The following is an 18941-nucleotide window of genomic DNA, read 5'->3' on the forward strand; positions in this document are numbered from 1 at the left end:
ACCTAACAAAGGGAAGAGTACACTTCTTTTTTTTTCTGGTTGGTATAAAAAAATCTAGTGTTGGTATAAAAAACGATCAAAACTATTTTTTTATACTTTTCTTAGCTATTCAATTTACAAAACATGAAATACTATGAGTGTGAAAAATTTTAATTTTTGGGTAAATAAGTTAAATCTTCTAAATTTTTCTGCAACAGAAAAAGAAGATAAAATTATTCAAATAACAGATTTAAATCGTTTTATACAATGCTACGATCCGACATTAGAAATTGTAGATTGTATACATCATGATTTTTGTATTATTGAGAAGAATGAACATATTAAAGAAGTAAAGTTAATGGATATTTCTAATCTTAAAAATAACGAAACAATTTCTATAAATAGAAACAAAGAATCTTGGTTTGTTCTTGTAAATGACAAATTAGACACAACCTTAAAATCAATTTTAAAAACAATAGAAGAACACAATATCAGTAAGATTTATGATAAGGTATTTGTCTTCAATTTTTTCCAATCGAGTATTCACGAAATCAAATAAAAATTAATGCATTCAATACAACAAAAAGCAATTACAAGCTTATTGCTTTTACTTTCAACTTTGTCATTCGCTCAAAAAAAAGATAGTATTCAAAAAAGAGCTGTCGTTTTTGTTGCAGATAAATTCCCCTCTACCCGTGTTCTTAATGTAGAATATACAAATCTTACACCTTATAAATTTTCTCAAAAGTTAGAAGATAGCAACTTTAATTTACCCGAAAGTAAAGTGAAAAACTTTCAACAAATAAAGGCAAATGCGAATTTATATTTTTTCAAAAAAGAAAAATGGACGATATCTACAGCACTTAATTATAAGTACACGACAGCAAATATAGATAACCTTAGTTCTACTATGAATGAAACGAAACAAAACTTTCATTATCATTCGGAAGCTGTAACTGCAAGTCATATTTCTAAACTATGGAAAAAAACAGCAATTTATTCAGCTACTCTATCAGTTGATGGTAACGAAAATAGTTTTGAAAGATTCCGTGGTTTACTAACAGGTAGTATAATGATTACAGCAAACGAAAGAACCAAATTACTTTTAGGTTTAGCTGTAATTATAGACCCTAGTTCGCAAGTACCTACATTCCCCATTATTTCTTATGAGCATAAATTTAAAAATGGTTGGATAGCCGATATCATACTTCCAAAAAGAGTAATGATGAAAAAAAATGTATTTAATAATGGTCGATTTTCTCTTGGTAGTGAAATGGATGTTACATCATTCTATTTTAACCAATCGAATAAAACATTTGAATTTAGACAAACAGAAATTAATAGTGGTGTAATGTATGAACATAGAATTGGTGATTTTATTGGTACTGTAAAAACAGGACTACGTAGCATTCCTACTGGAAGAATCTTTGAAAAAAATGAATCTTTTAATGACTATATATACGAGTATAAACCAAAATCATCTTTCTATTTCAACTTTGGTATATCATACAACCCATTTGGTAATAAAAAACGATAAATAACATACGTTTGTTGCGATTTCATTAAATTAAATAAAATCTATAGTAATTAAAAATAATTTATCGTAAATTCGCACCCATAAATTTCAAGGATGCAAAACATTAGAAATATTGCGATTATCGCACACGTTGACCACGGTAAAACTACATTGGTTGACAAAATTCTTCACAGCGGAAACGTTTTTAGAGAAAACCAAGAGTCTGGTGAATTAATCATGGATAACAATGATATCGAGCGTGAGAGAGGGATTACGATCTTTTCTAAAAATGCTTCGGTAGATTATAAAGGTGTAAAAATCAATGTGATTGACACTCCTGGTCACGCGGATTTCGGTGGAGAAGTTGAGCGTGTGTTGAAAATGGCTGATGGGGTTATCTTATTAGTAGATGCTTTCGAAGGACCAATGCCACAAACGCGTTTTGTTTTGAGTAAAGCATTAGAATTAGGATTAAAACCATTAGTTGTAATTAACAAAGTTGACAAAGAAAACTGTCGTCCTGATGAGGTATATGACAAAGTTTTCGAATTATTCTTCAACTTAGATGCAACAGAAGAGCAATTGGAGTTTCCAGCATTCTATGGTTCATCTAAACAAGGATGGTTCAATACAGAAAATGTACGTGTAGACGATATTTCTCCATTAATGGATGGTATTCTTGAACATGTTCCTGCTCCAGAAGCTTACGAAGGTTCTTTACAAATGCAAATTACATCTTTAGATTATTCTAAATTCTTAGGACGTATTGCAGTTGGTAAAGTAAGCCGTGGTGTTATTAAAGAAGGGGATTGGGTTGCTTTAACAAAACCTGATGGAACGTTCAAAAAACATAAAATCAAAGAATTATATACATTTGCTGGTTTAGGTAAAGTAAAAGCTACTGAGGTAAAAGCGGGTGATATTTGTGCTGTTGTTGGTATCGATGGTTTCCAAATTGGAGATACAATTGCAGATCCAGAAAATCCAGAAGCATTACCAGTTATGCATATCGACGAGCCTACAATGAATATGTCTTTCGGAATTAACAACTCTCCATTCTTTGGTAAAGATGGTAAATTTGTTACTTCTCGTCACTTAGTAGAGCGTTTAGAAGATGAGTTAGAGCGTAACTTAGCTTTACGTGTAGAGCCAACAGAAGATTCTAATACACAATTAGTTTACGGACGTGGTATCATGCACTTATCTGTATTAATCGAAACGATGCGTCGCGAAGGTTATGAGTTAACAGTTGGGCAGCCACAAGTAATCTTAAAAGATATTGATGGTGTAAAATGTGAACCATATGAAACATTAGTAATTGATGTTCCAGATGATTATTCTTCTAAAGCAATCGACTTAGTAACTCAACGTAAGGGTGATTTATTAGTTATGGAGGCGAAAGAAGGAATGCAACACTTAGAATTCGAAATTCCATCTCGTGGATTAATCGGATTACGTTCTCAAATGTTAACTTCTACTGCTGGTGAAGCTGTAATGGCACACACTTTCTTAGAATATAAACCATTCAAAGGAGCAATCGCTGGTCGTTCTGCAGGTGTAATTATTTCAAAAGATCAAGGTACATCAACTCCTTATTCTATTGATAAATTACAAGATCGTGGAAAATTCTTTATCGAGCCAGGTGAAGAAGTTTACGAAGGAATGATTATCGGAGAGCATTCTCGTAACAATGATTTAGTAGTAAATGTTGTTGAAGCTAAAAAATTGAACAATATCCGTGCAGCTGGTAAAGATGATTCATCTTCTATCGCTCCAAAAACAGAAATGACTTTGGAAGAATGTATGGAATATATCCAAGCTGATGAATGTATCGAGGTAACTCCAAATTTCATCCGTTTACGTAAAATTCACTTAAAAGAAGTAGATCGTAAGCGTTTCGAAAAATCAATGAGCTAATCATTTGAAATTATATATCACAAAAAAACCAGAAGTTAATCTTCTGGTTTTTTGTTTTAAATAGATTCGATTTTATTTTTAAGTGCTTTAATTGCGAAATTTAATTCATCTTTAGAAGCGTTATATTCTACTATTTCACCTTTAATTTTGAATCTCGAAACATTAAAACCTTCTTCAATATCATTGTACCAAATCAAATAATTTTCGTATACAGCAACTACCCAAAAATTATCCTCAATAACATCATCACATTTCCATATTTCAGGAGAAATTTTAATTTGATTCCAAAATAATAAAGTTTTGTCCTCCATATTTTGTTCAGAAAAATAAATTTCGAGCATCAAATCCTTTTTAGGAAAATTTATCCAATTATTCATTAATAAGTACTTTTTAATAAAATCCAATCTTCAAATTTTTGAGTTTGAGTTGAATTTGGTTCAGTCCATTCGATAATATACCAATAACTATCGGAAGGTAGCGCTTTTCCATTCAATTTTCCATCCCATGTATAATTGTTTGCTTCCGAACCTGTAAATAATAATTTTCCTTTTCGATTATAAATGACAAATTTCGGATTGATTTTACTTTTTAATTGCGAATAATCCAACACATCATTTTTACCATCACCATTTGGAGAAATAAAATTGATTAGTTTAATCAGCGAAAATTCTTTCGAAATAGGCAAACAATTATCTGCCGATTTCACAGAAATTGTATGAGTTCCTAAAGTTACATTTGTGAAAATATTTGAAGATTGAAAAGTGCCATTATCCAATGAATACAGATATGGAGGCGTAGATCCAGTGACTTTTATGGTCACCGTAGAACCTTGAATTTCGATAGATTGAATAGTTGGATCTTCGGCTTCAATAACTTTTACTTCTTGTGTATAAAAACAACCATTCAATCCTAACTTCACATAATAAGTTCCAACAGGAACATTTGTAATTGATTGATTTTTGTCACCATTATGCAACCATTCGTAAGTTTTAAATCCTGGACCTGCATCCAAAGTCGTTGTTGTTCCTTTGCAAATTGTAACATCTTTTAGAGTTGATGATTTTCCTGATTGTTTGAAAATAAAATGAATTGGAGCAACATTTTCGCATAAACCATTTTGTTTAAATCTTACCCAAAATGTTTGATCAGAATTGATAATTCGTGTTGCGCTGATAGCATTTCGTCTATTTTTAGCATCAGCTTCGCTTAAATAATAAGTTGGAGATCCGTATATATTCGTAACCAAATCATCAATATAATCAGATAAAACAATTTCTTCATCGTTACTTAAATCCTCGTCACAAATTTCTATTGGAGGAATTATGTTTGCAACACTCAAATGATTTAATGTAAAAGTAATTTTTTCTATAACTGACTCACAAGTCCCGATTTGAACACGAATCCAAACTTCTTTAGATGTTTGAATATCATTTAATTCAAAATTCGTTATTCCCGCAGAAATATTATCTTTAGCATCTTGTTCGGTTTCAAAATATTTCACTTGATGAGCAGAATTATAATCTTCTACAATTCGATCAGTATATTCGTCTAAATTTACTTGTGTTTTTCCATCTAAATCATTATCACAAATAAGAGGAATGTTGGGTTAAACTTGAGGCTTTTCTAGTACAGAAATATTAATATGACCTTTCAAAGAACAACCAGTATTCAATGTGATTTCTACTTCGTAATAACCTGTTTCATCTACCACTAATGTTGCATTTGTTTCACCACTAATTTCCACACCATCTTTGTACCATTTATAGGTTGTAGCATTTGCAGTTGTCGCATCTATTGTTTCAGATGTTCCAGGACATAATACAACATCAGAACCTAAGCTTTTTGATCCTACAAAACTTCCAGCTTTCAAGAAAACAGCAGAATCATAACGACCATTTGAATCTCCATGATCAGCAATTACCAATTTGATATGATATTTTGTACCAGCTTCTATTTGCGCATTTGCTTTCAAAACTTTTGTTTGTCCATTGAAATTCGTTGGACTATTTGCAGAATTAAAACCTCCAAAATATGATATATTTCGAGGGCAATCTCTTGCTCCATTTATAGTTAATGAAGTAACAGGAATAGTTGTATTTGGAATTAATGCAATGTTTTGATAAGGTTCAGAATTATCTGCTTTTTTGATTAAGAAGGCAAAAGCATCAGAGTATTGGCAATTACTTGATTGATATTCTTCTGAAAGAAACATATATTCGAAACTAATCTGATCTGTTGTTAGATTTGATATAAAATCAAATTCAAGATAAGTTGCATTTAAAATATAATCATGAGGTAAATTAGATTTTATCAAAATATCAATCAAATCTTGATCTCCTCCCCAATTACTTCCCCAAAAATCTTGCAAAGATGAATTTGGACCTTCAGCATCTTTTGCTTTCCCTGTAGATAAAATAATTCCTTCAGAAAGATCAAAACTACTAGTTCCTTTTGTAAAATAACCATAGCTTATTTCATCATAAGCTCTATTGTAGCCAGAAATATTAATATTGGAAATAGTAATACAACCTGTGTTTGTTCCAATAAATTTATCAATTAATTCTTCTTTCGGTAAAGATGTATCTACCTGAATATATTGACCAAATAAAAAACTATTTAGTGTAAAAGTAAAAAAGAGTAGGAGAATTATTTTTGAGTAAAAGTGTTTCATAAAAAATAATTTAGATAAAAAAACTGCTAAATAACTTTAAAATATAAAGTTTATTTAACAGTTTTAGAAATTTTATTTACCGAAAAAATGGTTTTACCCTATTTTTCCTAAATTTTCTGCAATAGTTTCAATGAAAGATGTCAATGGTTTTTTTGCCATCATTTCGATCATCATATTGAAATTTCCATCAAAATCTAATGTAACATCAGACGAATTTTCATCAACTGCATCAATAGAAATTGTCAAAGTATATTCAAAAGCAGGTGCAGGAGATTCGAAAACAATTTTCGATGGCTCAACTGTCTCTTTCAAACGCATTCCAACCTTTGGTAAAGCGCCAACACCAACTGTAAAACCTTTTCCAGATTCGTGAATTTCAAACGATTTTGTGTCCTCTGGCATCAATTGCTCATAATTCTTCATATCCAACAAAAAAGTGTATGCTTCTTGTTGATTTTTTGCAAAACGGACTTTATTTGTATTTACCTTCATATCCTTGTGAGTTTTTTATAAATTTGTAACAAATCGTTCAAATGTACAAAGTTTTTTTTAATGAAAGTTTGTTAACTTTCAGCAACCAACCTAATCCAGAAGCAAAAAATATTTTGTTTCAAAATGAAGCTCAATTTGATGAATCTTTTCATTTATTATCATCAAAAACGGCAACTTTAGTCAATATTTTTAGTGAAGATATTGATGATGTTTGGACGAAATTCTTAAAATATTACAAGCATATACAAGCAGCGGGTGGAATTGTTCGTAATCCGCAAGACGATTATTTGTTCATTTTCAGACTTGGGAAATGGGATTTGCCAAAAGGTAAAATGGAGAAAGGGGAATCGAGAGAAGAATCTGCAATTCGCGAAATTGAAGAAGAATGTAGTTTGACAAATTTAGAGTTGAAACGATTTTTGATGCCTACTTTTCACATTTATTTTTTGAGAGAATATATTATCAAAGAAACATTTTGGTTCGAAGTTTTTTATGACGGTGTTGAATTGCCTTTGCCACAAACTGAGGAAGGAATTGAATCGGTTGAATGGAAAAAAGAGAATGAAATTCCTGAGTTATTAGAAAATTCTTATCCAAATATTAAATTATTGATGGATAATTATTTAAATTTGAACTAAATAAAATTAATATGAAAAAATATATATTAACTTTTTGTGCCTTAACATCTTTTGCTTTGACAACTAATGCTCAAACGAAAAAAGAAACCAAGGTTAAAACTGAAAAAGCTTCTAAATCTCAATCAAAAATTTTAGATAACGGAACCGCAAAAATAGACGATTTATACGCGTATCAAGTGTATGGAGAATCGTTTGATATCAAAAATACATTGACGAAAAATGAACTTGGAAAGTTATACGATAAAATGAAAAGTGGTGATTCTTTGGAAAATGTTCAGTTTGTTTCGACGATAGAATCTGTTTGCAAAAAGAAAGGTTGTTGGATGAAAGTTGATCTTGGAAAAGGCGAAGAACAGTCGTTTGTGCGTTTCAAAGATTATGGATTTTTTATGCCTTTAGATGGTGAAAAAGCAAATGTTGTCGTGCACGGAAAAGCTTTTGTAAGTGAAATTTCTGTTGAGAAATTGCGCCATTATGCAGAAGACGCAGGAAAATCGAAAGAAGAAATTGCGAAAATTACAAAACCTCAGTTGCAATATAATTTTGAAGCTGATGGAGTTTATTTGAAAGAAAACTAAGATTTTTAACTCAATAATTAATCAAAACCTTTCTATTTTTTGAAAGGTTTTTTTATGAAATCAATTCTATAGAATATGACAAACTTATTTCAAGCCAATCCAAATCAGTATTTTTCTTTGATAGGAAAATCGGTAAATGACGAATTATTTCAATCATTTCAAACTGAATTTGAATCTGACATTTCAGAGCAAAATATTTCTCAAGGAAAAATTGTATTGTACAAAGAAAAAGGTATTTCGATGAAAATTGTTGATGAAATGATTGTTTCGATTAAATTTTATCTTTCTCCAAATCCAATTTGTAAGGTGTACAAAGGTCTAAATATTTTTGATTTGAACCGAAATATTGATGAAACTCAAGTTCGTAAAAGTAATGATTATAAAAGAATTATTAATAATGATCCAAATCGTTTAGCAAATGATTATTGTCGTTTAAATTGTTTATTCTCTTTTGATTCGATGACGGGAGAATTCTTAACGATTGAAATATTAAACGAATTATAAGATGTTTTTCTGCTGAAAATTTTTGATATTTTCATTTAATAATAAACCTTAAATGAAAAAATATTTATTTTTAATTTCTTTATCATTTTTCTTTTTGCCGCAGCTCAAACAAATTACAATAAATCATTTATAGAGAACGATTCGCAAGTTTCTTATACGTACAAAGCGGTTTTCGATTCGGGTTCCAAAGAAGCAATTATCAATCGAATTTCGTCTGAATTTAAAGCACCAAAAATCAACAAAAACGATTTGGTTTGGAATTATAACGGAAGTTATGAAATTGTTGTGCGAGAAAATGATGTGAATATAAATTTCGGGAAAAGCAATGATAATCAGGCTTTGTATGAAAAAGTGTAAGCATTAGGAAAGGATTTATCGACAATTGTCAGTCAACCCGTTTTTAAACATCGCTTGATTACAGAGAAATTTTATGTTGTAAATGATAAAGCAAATACATTTTCGTATCGTGGAGTTTTTACGCAGAATAAGAGAGCAAATATCAAGAAAAGTTTCGAAAAATATTTTGGAGAACCAACGTTAAAAACAGATATTTTTGATAGGAAAGCGGCTGATTATGATATCACGTTGAAGAAAGATCAAGTAGAATTTTTCTAATGAAAAATAATTCTGATGATTCATTTTATCATCAATTTCTGAATTTAGAGAAAGAATTAACTGAAATTATCATTAATCCAGGACCAAAAAATATATTGATTACAACCAAGAATTATGCCTTGAACGACAATCCGTTGTCGTACACATATAAAGTAGTTTTTCGACCGCAACAAAATGATATGGTAAAAGAGTTGATTGAAACACAATTTGGTGAAGGAACTTTAGAAGATTCTGTTTATATATGGACTGGAAGAGGAAGTTTTGAAATTATTTTGAATGATAATTCGCTTAAAATTGAGATTCAAAAAGTACCGATAATCAATAGGTTGTAGATAAAATTATAAATCTTGTAGATAAAATTCTTGCAACAAAAAATATAAATAATACAAATACTTAAAAAATAAGCTACAATTATTTTGTGGCTTTTTTTGTGTTAACGCTTCGTTAACCGTTCATTAACCAATGCAAACCAATCTTTTTCAGAATTTTATAAAAAATAAAAATATGAAAAAGACATTATTTATAGCAATAACTTTATCAGCTTTAGCTTGTAACGGACAAACAGCAAAATCACACGCAGTTGCCAAATCTTCAGGATCAACAACTCATTCTAATGTTTCGGTTAGTGTGAGCGATAGTAACGAAGTTTATTCGTATTCGGCGATTTTTGATAAACCAAAATCTAAAGCTGCAATAAATGAAATAGAGAAAGCTTTTGGAAAGCCAACGACTGAAGGAAAAAACTATGTTTGGCGAGAAGGAGAATCTTTAGAAATAAAGGCACGTGAAGGAAAAATTTCGATAGAATTTGATAAAGGTTCTACAAAATTATATGAAAAAGTGAAAGAATTGGGTGAATCTATTTCTGCGGTTGTCGGAGAAAAATAATCATTCTAAAACATAAAAACGGAAGTCAAATTAGGCTTCCGTTTTATTATTTTGATATTCATAATTCATAACTAATCATTTATAATTAGATTACTCTTTATAAATCAAATATTTTGTTCTTATTTTCTTGAAAGCTTCCAAATCTTTTTGCCAAGTTGCTTTTATTTCTTCTTCTGATAAACCTGCTTCTATTTGTTTGCGCAATTCATCAGTTCCAGAAAGTTGATCAATCCACAACTTTTTACCATTCATCGTCCAAAAAGGTTGTTTCGTATTGTTTTTATACGCATTAATAAGCCATTTTAAATTGATGGCAGATTGATACGGAACATTCGATAAATCTTCACCGTAACAAACTTCATCTTTGAATTTTGGACTTGTTGCACCAGGTTTTGAAGTTGGCGTATATTGATAAGGCATATTTTTTAGGAATGGTGAACCATAAACTTGAAACTGAATATCTGTTCCACGACCTTCGTTGACGTTTGTTCCTTCAAACAAACATGTACTTGGATACAAATTGATCGCATGAGCATTTGGTAAATTTGGTGATGGTTTTACTGGTAAATTATACTTGGATTGATGGGTATAATTGATAAGTGGAATAATTTCTAAATCTGCTTTTATACCATTTGCTAACCAACCTTCACCGTTGATCATTTGCGCATATTCGCCAATCGTCATTCCATAAACAATCGGAACATTGTGCATTCCAACAAAGGATTTATACTCGTTTTTCATCACAGGTCCGTCCACATAATGTCCGTTCGGATTTGGTCTGTCTAACACAATTACTTTCTTGCCATTTTCAGCCGCAGCCTCCAAAACATAATGCAAAGTAGAAATGTAAGTGTAAAAACGCGCACCAACATCTTGCATATCAAAAACCAAAACATCTACATCAGCAATCTGATTTGCTTTTGGTTTTTTATTATCACCATAAAGCGAAATAATTGGCAAGTTAGTTTTAGCATCAACACCAGATTTTACTTTCGCTCCAGCATCAGCATCACCACGAAAACCATGTTCAGGAGAATATAATTTTATAACATTTATGTTGTTTTTTAACAACAAATCAACTGTATGCATCGTTGTTCCATTAATTGTAGCAATTCCTGTTTGATTTGAAATTAAACCAACTTTTTTACCTTTTAGTTTCGAAAGATATTGCGTTGTATTTTCTGCTCCAACAAGAATAGTTGAATGATTATCTATCGTTTTTGATGTATTATTTTGAGCTAAAATTGGAGTAGAAAAGCCGAAAAAAATAACTGAACTAAGTAAACCAATTGATGTATATTTGACAAAGTTTTTCATTTCGTTTTGAATCATTTGAATTTAGACGAATTTAAAGCCTAAAGTTAGTTTTAATCTTATAAAAAATATATAATTTGAGTTTTTCTTGGTGGTTTTCAAAAAAAATTGCGCTTGGTAAAAATACTAAAAATAACTTATCGAGTATTATTATTCGAGTAGGTCAAATTGCGGTAGCATTAGGGTTGATTGTTTCTTTGGTGACGATTTCGACTGGTGTTGGAGCAAGAATGGCAATAAAAGAAAAATTGGCCGATTTTAATGGTCATATTACGATTAGAAACTACAATAGTAATACGTCATTAAATTCTGATTCATTATCACTTCATCAAGCTTTTTATCCAAAGTTTAAATCAATTCCAGAAATAGAACATGTACAAGCAATTGCTAATAAAAGTGGTGTAATCCGAACGGATGAAAACTTTAGTGGTGTTGTGTTCAAAGGAGTTGGAACAGATTATGATTCGGTTCGTTTCGAGAAATTTATGGTAAAAGGACATTTTCCACGAATCAATAAAGATTCGATAATGGATGAGGTTTTATTATCGAAAAAGATTGCGGACGAAATGAAATTGGATGTGGATAGTTCGTTTGTGATGTATTTTATTCAAGAGGATACGAAGCCAATTTATCGTCGATTTACCATTTCTGGATTATTCAAAACAGACATCAAAAATTTTGACGATCAAATTATGTTTGGTGACATCAAGCATGTACAACGTCTTAATCGTTGGGATTCGACAACTGTTGGTGGATTTGAATTATTTGTAAACGATGTCGAAAATATTGACCCAATTGCAAAGCGTGTGCAAGAAAATATTCCATACAATTTGTATGCAGAATCGGCTACGGCTTCTTTTGCTCAGATTAACGATTGGATTTCTATTTTCGATAAAAATATTGTCATTATTCTTTTTATCATGCTTTTTGTCGTGGTGATTAATATGGTGATGGTTTTATTGATTTTAATTTTAGAACGAACACATTCAATCGGAATTTTAAAAGCATTTGGTGCAACAAATTGGCGAATTCGAAAATTATTCATCAATTACGCATTATTTATTATGTTGCCAGGATTAATTGCTGGAAATGCAATTGGACTTGGATTATTATTCATTCAGAAATATTTCGGAATTATCAAACTTCCGGCAGAAAACTATTATTTATCAACAGCTCCAGTTTATTTAGATTTTGGCACAATTGTTTTATTGAATGCAGGAGCGTTATTAGTTTGTGCAATTGTATTACTTTTGCCATCGTATATGATATCTAAAATTACACCTGCAAAAGCGATTAATTTTAGATAAAATTTAATGTTTTAATTTAAAAGTTAGAAAAAAATGAAATACGCAAACAATATATTAGAAACGATTGGGAATACACCTTTGGTTAAAATTAATAAGATTACAAAGGATTTACCATGTACAGTTTTAGCAAAAGTTGAATATTTTAACCCTGGTCATTCTTGTAAAGATCGTATGGCATTGAAAATGGTCGAAGATGCCGAAAAAGATGGTCGTTTAGTTCCTGGAGGTACAATTATCGAAGGTACTTCTGGTAACACAGGAATGGGGTTAGCTTTGGCTGCTGTGATCAAAGGTTACAAATTAATTTGTGTGATTACAGACAAACAATCGAAAGAGAAAATGGATATTTTGCGCGCTGTTGGAGCAAAAGTTGTCGTTTGTCCTACAGATGTTGAGCCAGATGATCCACGTTCTTATTATTCAGTTTCGAAACGTTTGGCACAAGAAACGCCGAATGGTTGGTATGTCAATCAGTACGATAATCCATCGAATGCACAAGCGAATTATGAGCAAACTGGACCGGAAATTTGGGAACAAACAGAAGGAAAAGTAACGCATTTTATTGTTGGAGTTGGAACTGGAGGAACAATTTCAGGTGTTGGAAAATACTTAAAAGAAAAAAATCCTAACATTAAAATTTGGGGAGTTGATACGTATGGATCAGTTTTCAAAAAATATAAAGAAACTGGAATTTTCGACGAAAATGAAGTGTATTCTTATGTAACAGAAGGAATTGGTGAAGATATTTTACCTGAAAACGTAGATTTTGATATTATTGATGGATTTACAAAAGTGACTGATAAAGATGCAGCGGTTTATACGCGTCGTTTAGCTTTAGAAGAAGGTTTGTTTGTTGGGATGTCTTCGGGATCTGCGATCAAAGGATTGTTGCAAATGAAAGACGAATTCGGACCAGACGATGTTGTGGTAGTTTTATTCCACGATTCAGGTTCTCGTTATGTAGGGAAAATCTTTAATGATGATTGGATGCGTGATAGAGGATATTTGGATGAAGAAATCAAAACGGCTGTAGATTTAATCAAAGAACATGTTGATAAACCTTTGGTTACGGTTCGTACAGAGGAATTGGCTTCTCATGCAATTGATCGTATGCGTCGTTTCAAAATTTCTCAAATTCCAGTAATGGACGTGAATGGAATTGTTGGTTCTTTGGATGAATCAGATTTGTTTCAAGCATTTTTAGAAGATAGAAATGTTGCTGAAAAACCTGTTCACGAAATCATGGGAAAACCTTATCCAGTCGTAAAAGCAGGAACATCTATCGAAGAAGTTTCGAAGTTAATTACAAAGGATAATCAAGCTGTTTTAATAGAACTAGAAAACGGAAAATATCATATCATCACAAAATATGATATTATTAACTCGATTAAATAACAAAAATCCTATCTTTGAAGCGATATGGGAATTGTATTAAAAGGTCAGAATTTAGTAAAAGATTACGGTAAAAAACATGTCGTAAAAAATGTGTCTTTTCAAGTAGAACAAGGAGAAATTATTGGATTATTAGGACCAAATGGTGCTGGCAAAACGACTTCTTTCTATATGATTGTTGGTTTAGTAAAAGCTACGCAAGGAAAAGTTTTTTTGGATAAACAAGATATCACAAGTGATGCGATGTACAAACGCGCGCAAAAAGGTATTGGATATTTGGCGCAAGAAGCCTCAGTTTTTCGTAAACTTTCTGTAGAAGATAATATTAAATCAGTTTTACAATTCACGAAACATTCCAAAAAAGAACAACAAATGCGTACAGATGCTTTGATTGAAGAGTTCTCATTGGAACATGTTCGTAAAAACCGTGGAGATTTACTTTCTGGAGGTGAGCGTCGTCGTTGCGAAATTGCGCGTTGTTTGGCAACAGAACCTAATTTCATTTTATTAGATGAGCCTTTTGCTGGAGTTGACCCAATTGCGGTTGAGGATATTCAGAAGATTGTACGTTCGTTAAAAGATAAAAATATCGGAATCTTAATTACTGATCACAATGTATCGCAAACCCTTGCAATTACCGATAAAACATATATTATGTTCGAAGGTAAAATCTTGAAAGAAGGTTCGCCAGAAGAATTAGCAAATGATGAAGATGTTCGTCGCGTTTATCTTGGTGAAAACTTTATGTATCAGCAGATATAAATTACAATATAGTATTTTCTAAACCACTCAATTTTGAGTGGTTTTTTTGTTTATGTTTGTATCAAATTAAACACTATAATCACTTATGAAAGAATTAAAATTAATCTTAGTATTCTTATTGTCAATTACTATCCAAGCACAAATCAGATTTGAACAAGGTTATTTAATTGATAACAATAATCAAAAACAAGTTGTTTTAATCAAAAATGTAGACTGGCTAAATAATCCCAAATCAATAGAGTATAAAAATAATGAAACTTCTAAAGTAGACATTGCAACAATAAATCAAGTAAAAGAATTTGGAATTGATAATCAATCCAAATATGTTAGAGCGGATGTTAAGATTGATCGATCTTCTGAAGATTTGGATAAAATAAGCTCGAATGAAGAACCAGACTTTAAAGAAGAAAAATTATTTTTGAAAGTATTGATAGAAGGTGATGCTTCATTATATGGTTACAATGATTATAATTTGAAGAGATTTTTTTACAAAAATAATACTGGAGATATTGAGCAATTAGTGTATAAAAAATATGAAGTTTCTACAAATCAATTTGCTTATAACAGAACATTTAGAGGACAAATTGCTCAAAATTTCAAATGTGAATCGATTTCTAATGATAGAATTAAAAAAGTAAATTACAGAGAAAGTGAATTAATAAAACTTTTTACAGAAATTAATATCTGTAAAGGTTCTGACTTAACTTTTACGAAAGAATCTAAAAAAGTTGATTTTAATTTATGGGTAAGACCAAGATTAAATAATTCTAAATTAAATATTAATAGTAATAATGAAGCTATTAATTTTGGTAATAAAACTTCTTTTGGGATTGGAATTGAATCAGAATTTATTTTGCCTTTTAATAAGAAGAAATGGAGTGTTATTTTAGAGCCTACATTTCAATCTTATGATAAAAAGAAAGATAAGATAAATAACTTAGATGATGTTGCATCTGTTAATTATAAAAATATTGAATTTCCAATTGGTTTTAGACACTATTTTTTTATTGATAACAAATCAAAAATTTTTGCAAATGCACAGTATATGTTTAATTTAGATTTAAATTCATCAATAGATTTTAGTAGAGGAGGTCAGACTTATAAAGAGATGGATATAAAATCTAGAAGAAATTTTGCCTTTGGGATAGGTTATAATTATAATAATAAATTTAATGTTGAATTAAGATATTTAACTGATCGTAATCTATTTGATTATGTATATTGGAATTCAAAATATTCTACGATTTCATTTGTCTTAGGATATAATATTTTTTAAAATAGATAAAAATAAGCTTCTAAAAACCACTCAATTTTGAGTGGTTTTTTTGTTTTAAATAGCTTCAAAATGATCTAAAATTAAGATTTGCTTAATTTTAAAAGTTTCTCATTTTAAGATTTACTTTTTCGGTATATTTAAGTACTAAAACTTACTGATAAAGAATGCTAAAACTTAACTATTATTTTATTTGCTTAATTTCAATTTTTGTGTTGAATAGCTGTACGCACGAAGAAGATGCGATAAAAGAACCAAAAAAATCTACAAATAGAGCAGGAGTGGTGCTTACATTTGATGATGATTATGTGGACGAATGGTTCAATGCTAATATAAAATTGAAACAATACAATTGGAAAGGAACGTTCTATGTAACGCATTTTGATAAGCTTTCGGAGAGTCAAATTCGTGAGTTAACTTATCTACAACAAAACGGAAATGAGATTGCTGCGCATGGTTTAAATCATGTACATACAACAAAGTATATAAAAGAATTTGGAGGAAAAGAATTTATTGATAAAGAAATCGCTCCAATGCTAAGTTTGATGAAAAACAAAGGACTTGATGTAACCGATTTTTCCTATCCTTATGGTGATCGAAGTGTAGAATCGGATCAATTACTTTTCAATCATTTTAAAACATTAAGAGGAACAACTTATGGAAACGAAGCGCCTAATTTTCAGAACTGTTATTATCAAAATAAACCGTTATTTTTTGGTTTAGGAATCGATAATAGTTACGCGCATTTTAGTGTGCCTTATTTTATTTCGTTGTTGCAATATGCAAAGGATAACAATAAGATAGTCGTTTTTTACGCGCATAAAACAGTTGCAAAAGCAACTAATAATTATGAAACTGAATTTAAAACCTTAGAAGAGATTTGCAAGTTTGTAAAGAACAATGATATGAAGTTTTATACGGTTAATGACTTACAAAAATTGAAATAAAAAAATGCTCAAATTCTTGAGCATTTTTCGTTTATTCTATAAAAAGTAAATCTCCTTTTTGATTAACTGCTTCTTTGAAATAAAGATAAACATCTTGTATATCAAAACGTCTAAAATTGATAGCGTTAGAAATATTTTGTTCAGGAAGTTGATAAATCATTTCAAAATTTAACATACTACCAAAACCAGAACTCTCGATTTTTTCGACCAAAATTCCTAAAGATTCTAATCGTTCAATCAACCGATTAATTTCCAAATCATTATGTTTCATAATCTCTAAAACTTACTATTAAAGCGGTTTCAAAGCTAAAACATAAATTTTTAAAATAAGATTTTGAGAAATAAAATTATATGTTAAACCTTTTATGTTTCAACTTAAATCTCTCTTTTTTAATTATTTATTTTATAATATTTTTTTAAATAATCCAACACATTTTCTATTGAATCAAATTGTTTTATGCCATATTTTTCTGCCTTAATATCAACATTCCTTTTTCGCTAAAAACCATCTGGACAAATCACCAATGGTTTTTCACTTTTTGCATTCAATTCCCATTACATTTGTTTGCGAAATCCGGGTTCTTCTTTCACAGGCTTCCAAGCGGTATTCCAATCATCACGACGAGGATTTAGCAAGATGACTTTTTCATTTTTCAATTCTTTTGAAACCTTCGCTTGCCAATCTTCAGAATTTCTCATATCAATTGTTCCGCCCAAAAATATCTTTGTACGTTGATCATTTTTAGGAAGTTCATTCGGCGATTTTATTTCAAGAGATTGAGCAAAAATTGTAGTATTCAATAATAGAAATAAGGCAAATAAAATTGCTTTCATGTTGTTTTTGTTTCTGTAAATATAATGAGGTTGTTGATTTTGTATTTAATGACTTTTGTTAGAATTGGCTTGAAACAAAGAATATTTAACATAGATTTTATACTTTTTGAATAGATTTGAGGTTGTTTAGTATAAATAATAATCATACATGAAAAAGTTATTACCTTTTTTTGCTGCTTTTGTAATCTTTTCTTGTCAAGAAGACGAAGTGACAACTCCAGTCAAAGAACAGCCTACGAATCCTCAACCAACGGAAACTGAAATTTTCAAATTCGATAAAAATGTTTCAATTTTAGATGCATACTATTACAAAGGAGTAAACGGAAAAGATTATCCAGCAGAAGCAGAAGCTTTTTTCAAGAAAACGTGGACGCTTTACGAAGATCCTTCTGTCAAATCTATTGAATTGAAAAAAGATTCGATTATAATCAATGAAGAATTGAAAACGTCTAAATTTAAATCAACTATAGAAGAAAATAATCTGTATGTTACTGACGGTTCAAGAAAAATATTGTTGGGTCGAATTGATAAAACAACAAATTCATTTTATTTGTTCAAACATTTTGAGTCTTATGCTGTTGTAGATCCTGAAAATGGAAGTTCTGCTTCTGGTAAAAGTTCTTCTTTTGGAAAAATTACAAAAGACAATATTTTTCCAAGAATTATAGATAAGCCTGAAAGTTTAAAACAAGAAGGAGCTTATGTTTTTTGGAATAATGTTGAATATAAATTTGTGAAATAATAACAAAAAAAGCTAAGCGTCAATTGACACTTAGCTTTTTAAATTTAAATATTTGGATGATATTGATGTGACACTATTTTGTTGGCTCTTTGTGAGCTGTAGGCGTATGTACGATATCGAAATAAACAGATTTATCATCATTAGACGGATAAATTCTGTAAGTAAATTCTTGTTTTGTTAAAACTGTAATGTCAACAATTCGTGTAAACAAAACTTCTCCTGCATCATTTTTAGCAACGATTGTTCTTGTTTTTCCATCTTCAGAAACAGACCAATCTCCTTTCATTTTTGGCGTATCATCTAAATTGAACATAGTAAATGTACCATCTTTTTTGAAATAGGCATAACCTACAAAATTAGAAACATTAGTGTCTGTTAAGGCTACATTTTGTCCTTTGTTGTTCAAAGCATTAGTTGTTTCCCAAGAAGTAAAGGATAAAATTTCGCTTGGCGTTAATTGCTCTGTAATTCCTGAATCATCATCATTGTTACAACTAAAAAGTGTTAATCCAACCAATAATACAAAAATGCTTGTTGTAATTCTTTATAAAACCCGTAGTGCATTTAGGTAA

23 protein-coding genes are annotated in these 18941 nt (G+C 30.3%); 15 read left to right on the forward strand and 8 right to left on the reverse strand.

Annotation, left to right across the window (positions count from 1 at the left end):
* The first annotated feature begins 133 nt into the window (after nt 1-133).
* The 3 genes from B3J26_RS06640 to typA all read left to right on the forward strand — a co-directional run bounded on the left by B3J26_RS06640 (nt 134) and on the right by typA (nt 3412).
* The gene (locus B3J26_RS06640) at nt 134-538 is read left to right on the forward strand and encodes a hypothetical protein (RefSeq protein WP_038334505.1); all 405 of its coding nucleotides are present in this window, start codon (nt 134-136) and stop codon (nt 536-538) included.
* A 6-nt stretch (nt 539-544) separates the two neighbouring features.
* Nucleotides 545-1516 carry a hypothetical protein gene (locus tag B3J26_RS06645; RefSeq protein ID WP_038334506.1) on the forward strand — a complete coding sequence of 324 codons (972 nt, stop codon included), beginning with the start codon at nt 545-547 and terminating at the stop codon, nt 1514-1516.
* 93 nt (nt 1517-1609) lie between these two features.
* A complete protein-coding gene (gene typA, locus B3J26_RS06650; protein WP_221854374.1) occupies nt 1610-3412 on the forward strand; it encodes a translational GTPase TypA in 1803 nt (600 codons plus the stop codon).
* A gap of 56 nt (nt 3413-3468) precedes the next feature.
* Here the strand turns inward: typA and B3J26_RS06655 are convergent, their stop codons facing one another.
* The 4 genes from B3J26_RS06655 to B3J26_RS06670 all read right to left on the reverse strand — a co-directional run bounded on the left by B3J26_RS06655 (nt 3469) and on the right by B3J26_RS06670 (nt 6575).
* Complete coding sequence (locus tag B3J26_RS06655) at nt 3469-3789, reverse strand: hypothetical protein (protein ID WP_125348788.1); 321 nt, start codon at nt 3787-3789, stop codon at nt 3469-3471.
* A complete protein-coding gene (locus tag B3J26_RS06660) occupies nt 3789-4913 on the reverse strand; it encodes a T9SS type B sorting domain-containing protein (protein WP_291073889.1) in 1125 nt (374 codons plus the stop codon). Before B3J26_RS06660 ends, B3J26_RS06655 begins: the two co-directional genes overlap by 1 nt.
* Before the next feature lie 105 nt (nt 4914-5018).
* Complete coding sequence (locus B3J26_RS06665) at nt 5019-6083, reverse strand: choice-of-anchor L domain-containing protein (protein WP_291073891.1); 1065 nt, start codon at nt 6081-6083, stop codon at nt 5019-5021.
* A 93-nt stretch (nt 6084-6176) separates the two neighbouring features.
* The gene (locus B3J26_RS06670) at nt 6177-6575 is read right to left on the reverse strand and encodes a hypothetical protein (protein ID WP_038334509.1); all 399 of its coding nucleotides are present in this window, start codon (nt 6573-6575) and stop codon (nt 6177-6179) included.
* Between the two features lie 41 nt (nt 6576-6616).
* On the opposite strand from B3J26_RS06670, the gene B3J26_RS06675 reads away from it, so the two are divergent.
* The 6 genes from B3J26_RS06675 to B3J26_RS06700 all read left to right on the forward strand — a co-directional run bounded on the left by B3J26_RS06675 (nt 6617) and on the right by B3J26_RS06700 (nt 9798).
* On the forward strand, nt 6617-7213 hold the full coding sequence (locus B3J26_RS06675; protein WP_115001370.1) for an NUDIX hydrolase: 597 nt from the start codon (nt 6617-6619) through the stop codon (nt 7211-7213).
* A gap of 11 nt (nt 7214-7224) precedes the next feature.
* A complete protein-coding gene (locus B3J26_RS06680; RefSeq protein ID WP_260391928.1) occupies nt 7225-7791 on the forward strand; it encodes a DUF4920 domain-containing protein in 567 nt (188 codons plus the stop codon).
* 75 nt (nt 7792-7866) lie between these two features.
* Complete coding sequence (locus B3J26_RS06685; RefSeq protein WP_291059794.1) at nt 7867-8295, forward strand: hypothetical protein; 429 nt, start codon at nt 7867-7869, stop codon at nt 8293-8295.
* A 411-nt stretch (nt 8296-8706) separates the two neighbouring features.
* Nucleotides 8707-8910, forward strand: coding sequence for a hypothetical protein (locus tag B3J26_RS06690; protein ID WP_291059795.1), 204 nt, complete (start codon nt 8707-8709; stop codon nt 8908-8910).
* Nucleotides 8910-9242: a hypothetical protein gene (locus tag B3J26_RS06695; RefSeq protein WP_280051441.1), complete on the forward strand. Its 333-nt coding sequence runs from the start codon at nt 8910-8912 to the stop codon at nt 9240-9242. Before B3J26_RS06690 ends, B3J26_RS06695 begins: the two co-directional genes overlap by 1 nt.
* 172 nt (nt 9243-9414) lie before the next feature.
* Complete coding sequence (locus B3J26_RS06700; RefSeq protein ID WP_219033582.1) at nt 9415-9798, forward strand: hypothetical protein; 384 nt, start codon at nt 9415-9417, stop codon at nt 9796-9798.
* Between the two features lie 90 nt (nt 9799-9888).
* Here the strand turns inward: B3J26_RS06700 and B3J26_RS06705 are convergent, their stop codons facing one another.
* Nucleotides 9889-11115, reverse strand: coding sequence for an exo-beta-N-acetylmuramidase NamZ family protein (locus tag B3J26_RS06705; protein ID WP_291073893.1), 1227 nt, complete (start codon nt 11113-11115; stop codon nt 9889-9891).
* Between the two features lie 74 nt (nt 11116-11189).
* Between B3J26_RS06705 and B3J26_RS06710 the strand changes: the two genes are divergently transcribed.
* From B3J26_RS06710 to B3J26_RS06730, 5 genes are all read left to right on the forward strand, one after another.
* On the forward strand, nt 11190-12419 hold the full coding sequence (locus B3J26_RS06710) for an ABC transporter permease (protein ID WP_291073894.1): 1230 nt from the start codon (nt 11190-11192) through the stop codon (nt 12417-12419).
* Between the two features lie 33 nt (nt 12420-12452).
* Nucleotides 12453-13814 (forward strand): pyridoxal-phosphate dependent enzyme, encoded by a 1362-nt coding sequence (locus B3J26_RS06715; protein WP_280035549.1) that lies wholly within the window; start codon nt 12453-12455, stop codon nt 13812-13814.
* A gap of 30 nt (nt 13815-13844) precedes the next feature.
* Nucleotides 13845-14573, forward strand: coding sequence for an LPS export ABC transporter ATP-binding protein (lptB, locus tag B3J26_RS06720; RefSeq protein ID WP_038334673.1), 729 nt, complete (start codon nt 13845-13847; stop codon nt 14571-14573).
* 85 nt (nt 14574-14658) lie between these two features.
* Complete coding sequence (locus tag B3J26_RS06725; protein ID WP_291073895.1) at nt 14659-15849, forward strand: tRNA modification GTPase; 1191 nt, start codon at nt 14659-14661, stop codon at nt 15847-15849.
* Between the two features lie 164 nt (nt 15850-16013).
* Nucleotides 16014-16793, forward strand: a complete 780-nt coding sequence (locus B3J26_RS06730) for a polysaccharide deacetylase family protein (RefSeq protein WP_291073896.1) — start codon at nt 16014-16016, stop codon at nt 16791-16793.
* Between the two features lie 31 nt (nt 16794-16824).
* On the opposite strand, the gene B3J26_RS06735 is transcribed toward B3J26_RS06730, so the two are convergent.
* Complete coding sequence (locus B3J26_RS06735) at nt 16825-17064, reverse strand: hypothetical protein (protein ID WP_038334521.1); 240 nt, start codon at nt 17062-17064, stop codon at nt 16825-16827.
* A 284-nt stretch (nt 17065-17348) separates the two neighbouring features.
* Nucleotides 17349-17627 (reverse strand): nucleoside 2-deoxyribosyltransferase domain-containing protein, encoded by a 279-nt coding sequence (locus tag B3J26_RS06740; protein ID WP_291073898.1) that lies wholly within the window; start codon nt 17625-17627, stop codon nt 17349-17351.
* 148 nt (nt 17628-17775) lie between these two features.
* On the opposite strand from B3J26_RS06740, the gene B3J26_RS06745 reads away from it, so the two are divergent.
* On the forward strand, nt 17776-18369 hold the full coding sequence (locus B3J26_RS06745; protein ID WP_291073900.1) for a hypothetical protein: 594 nt from the start codon (nt 17776-17778) through the stop codon (nt 18367-18369).
* 73 nt (nt 18370-18442) lie between these two features.
* On the opposite strand, the gene B3J26_RS06750 is transcribed toward B3J26_RS06745, so the two are convergent.
* Nucleotides 18443-18886 (reverse strand): DUF4822 domain-containing protein, encoded by a 444-nt coding sequence (locus B3J26_RS06750; RefSeq protein ID WP_291073902.1) that lies wholly within the window; start codon nt 18884-18886, stop codon nt 18443-18445.
* Between the last annotated feature and the right edge of the window lie 55 nt (nt 18887-18941).

Source organism: Empedobacter sp. UBA5987 (assembly GCF_002429865.1).
GTDB classification, from domain to species: Bacteria; Bacteroidota; Bacteroidia; order Flavobacteriales; family Weeksellaceae; genus Empedobacter; species Empedobacter falsenii_B.

Excerpts from the sequence above, each read along its gene's own strand:
- B3J26_RS06665 (WP_291073891.1), bottom strand. The coding sequence starts at position 6,083 with ATGAAACACTTTTACTCAAAAATAATTCTCCTACTCTTTTTTACTTTT.
- B3J26_RS06745 (WP_291073900.1), top strand. The coding sequence starts at position 17,776 with ATGAAAAAGTTATTACCTTTTTTTGCTGCTTTTGTAATCTTTTCTTGT.
- B3J26_RS06675 (WP_115001370.1), top strand. The coding sequence starts at position 6,617 with ATGTACAAAGTTTTTTTTAATGAAAGTTTGTTAACTTTCAGCAACCAA.
- B3J26_RS06715 (WP_280035549.1), top strand. The coding sequence starts at position 12,453 with ATGAAATACGCAAACAATATATTAGAAACGATTGGGAATACACCTTTG.
- B3J26_RS06670 (WP_038334509.1), bottom strand. The coding sequence starts at position 6,575 with ATGAAGGTAAATACAAATAAAGTCCGTTTTGCAAAAAATCAACAAGAA.
- B3J26_RS06655 (WP_125348788.1), bottom strand. The coding sequence starts at position 3,789 with ATGAATAATTGGATAAATTTTCCTAAAAAGGATTTGATGCTCGAAATT.
- B3J26_RS06680 (WP_260391928.1), top strand. The coding sequence starts at position 7,225 with ATGAAAAAATATATATTAACTTTTTGTGCCTTAACATCTTTTGCTTTG.
- B3J26_RS06705 (WP_291073893.1), bottom strand. The coding sequence starts at position 11,115 with ATGAAAAACTTTGTCAAATATACATCAATTGGTTTACTTAGTTCAGTT.
- B3J26_RS06645 (WP_038334506.1), top strand. The coding sequence starts at position 545 with ATGCATTCAATACAACAAAAAGCAATTACAAGCTTATTGCTTTTACTT.
- typA (WP_221854374.1), top strand. The coding sequence starts at position 1,610 with ATGCAAAACATTAGAAATATTGCGATTATCGCACACGTTGACCACGGT.
- B3J26_RS06725 (WP_291073895.1), top strand. The coding sequence starts at position 14,659 with ATGAAAGAATTAAAATTAATCTTAGTATTCTTATTGTCAATTACTATC.
- B3J26_RS06735 (WP_038334521.1), bottom strand. The coding sequence starts at position 17,064 with ATGAAACATAATGATTTGGAAATTAATCGGTTGATTGAACGATTAGAA.
- B3J26_RS06730 (WP_291073896.1), top strand. The coding sequence starts at position 16,014 with ATGCTAAAACTTAACTATTATTTTATTTGCTTAATTTCAATTTTTGTG.
- B3J26_RS06640 (WP_038334505.1), top strand. The coding sequence starts at position 134 with ATGAGTGTGAAAAATTTTAATTTTTGGGTAAATAAGTTAAATCTTCTA.
- B3J26_RS06740 (WP_291073898.1), bottom strand. The coding sequence starts at position 17,627 with ATGAAAGCAATTTTATTTGCCTTATTTCTATTATTGAATACTACAATT.
- B3J26_RS06685 (WP_291059794.1), top strand. The coding sequence starts at position 7,867 with ATGACAAACTTATTTCAAGCCAATCCAAATCAGTATTTTTCTTTGATA.
- B3J26_RS06695 (WP_280051441.1), top strand. The coding sequence starts at position 8,910 with ATGAAAAATAATTCTGATGATTCATTTTATCATCAATTTCTGAATTTA.
- B3J26_RS06700 (WP_219033582.1), top strand. The coding sequence starts at position 9,415 with ATGAAAAAGACATTATTTATAGCAATAACTTTATCAGCTTTAGCTTGT.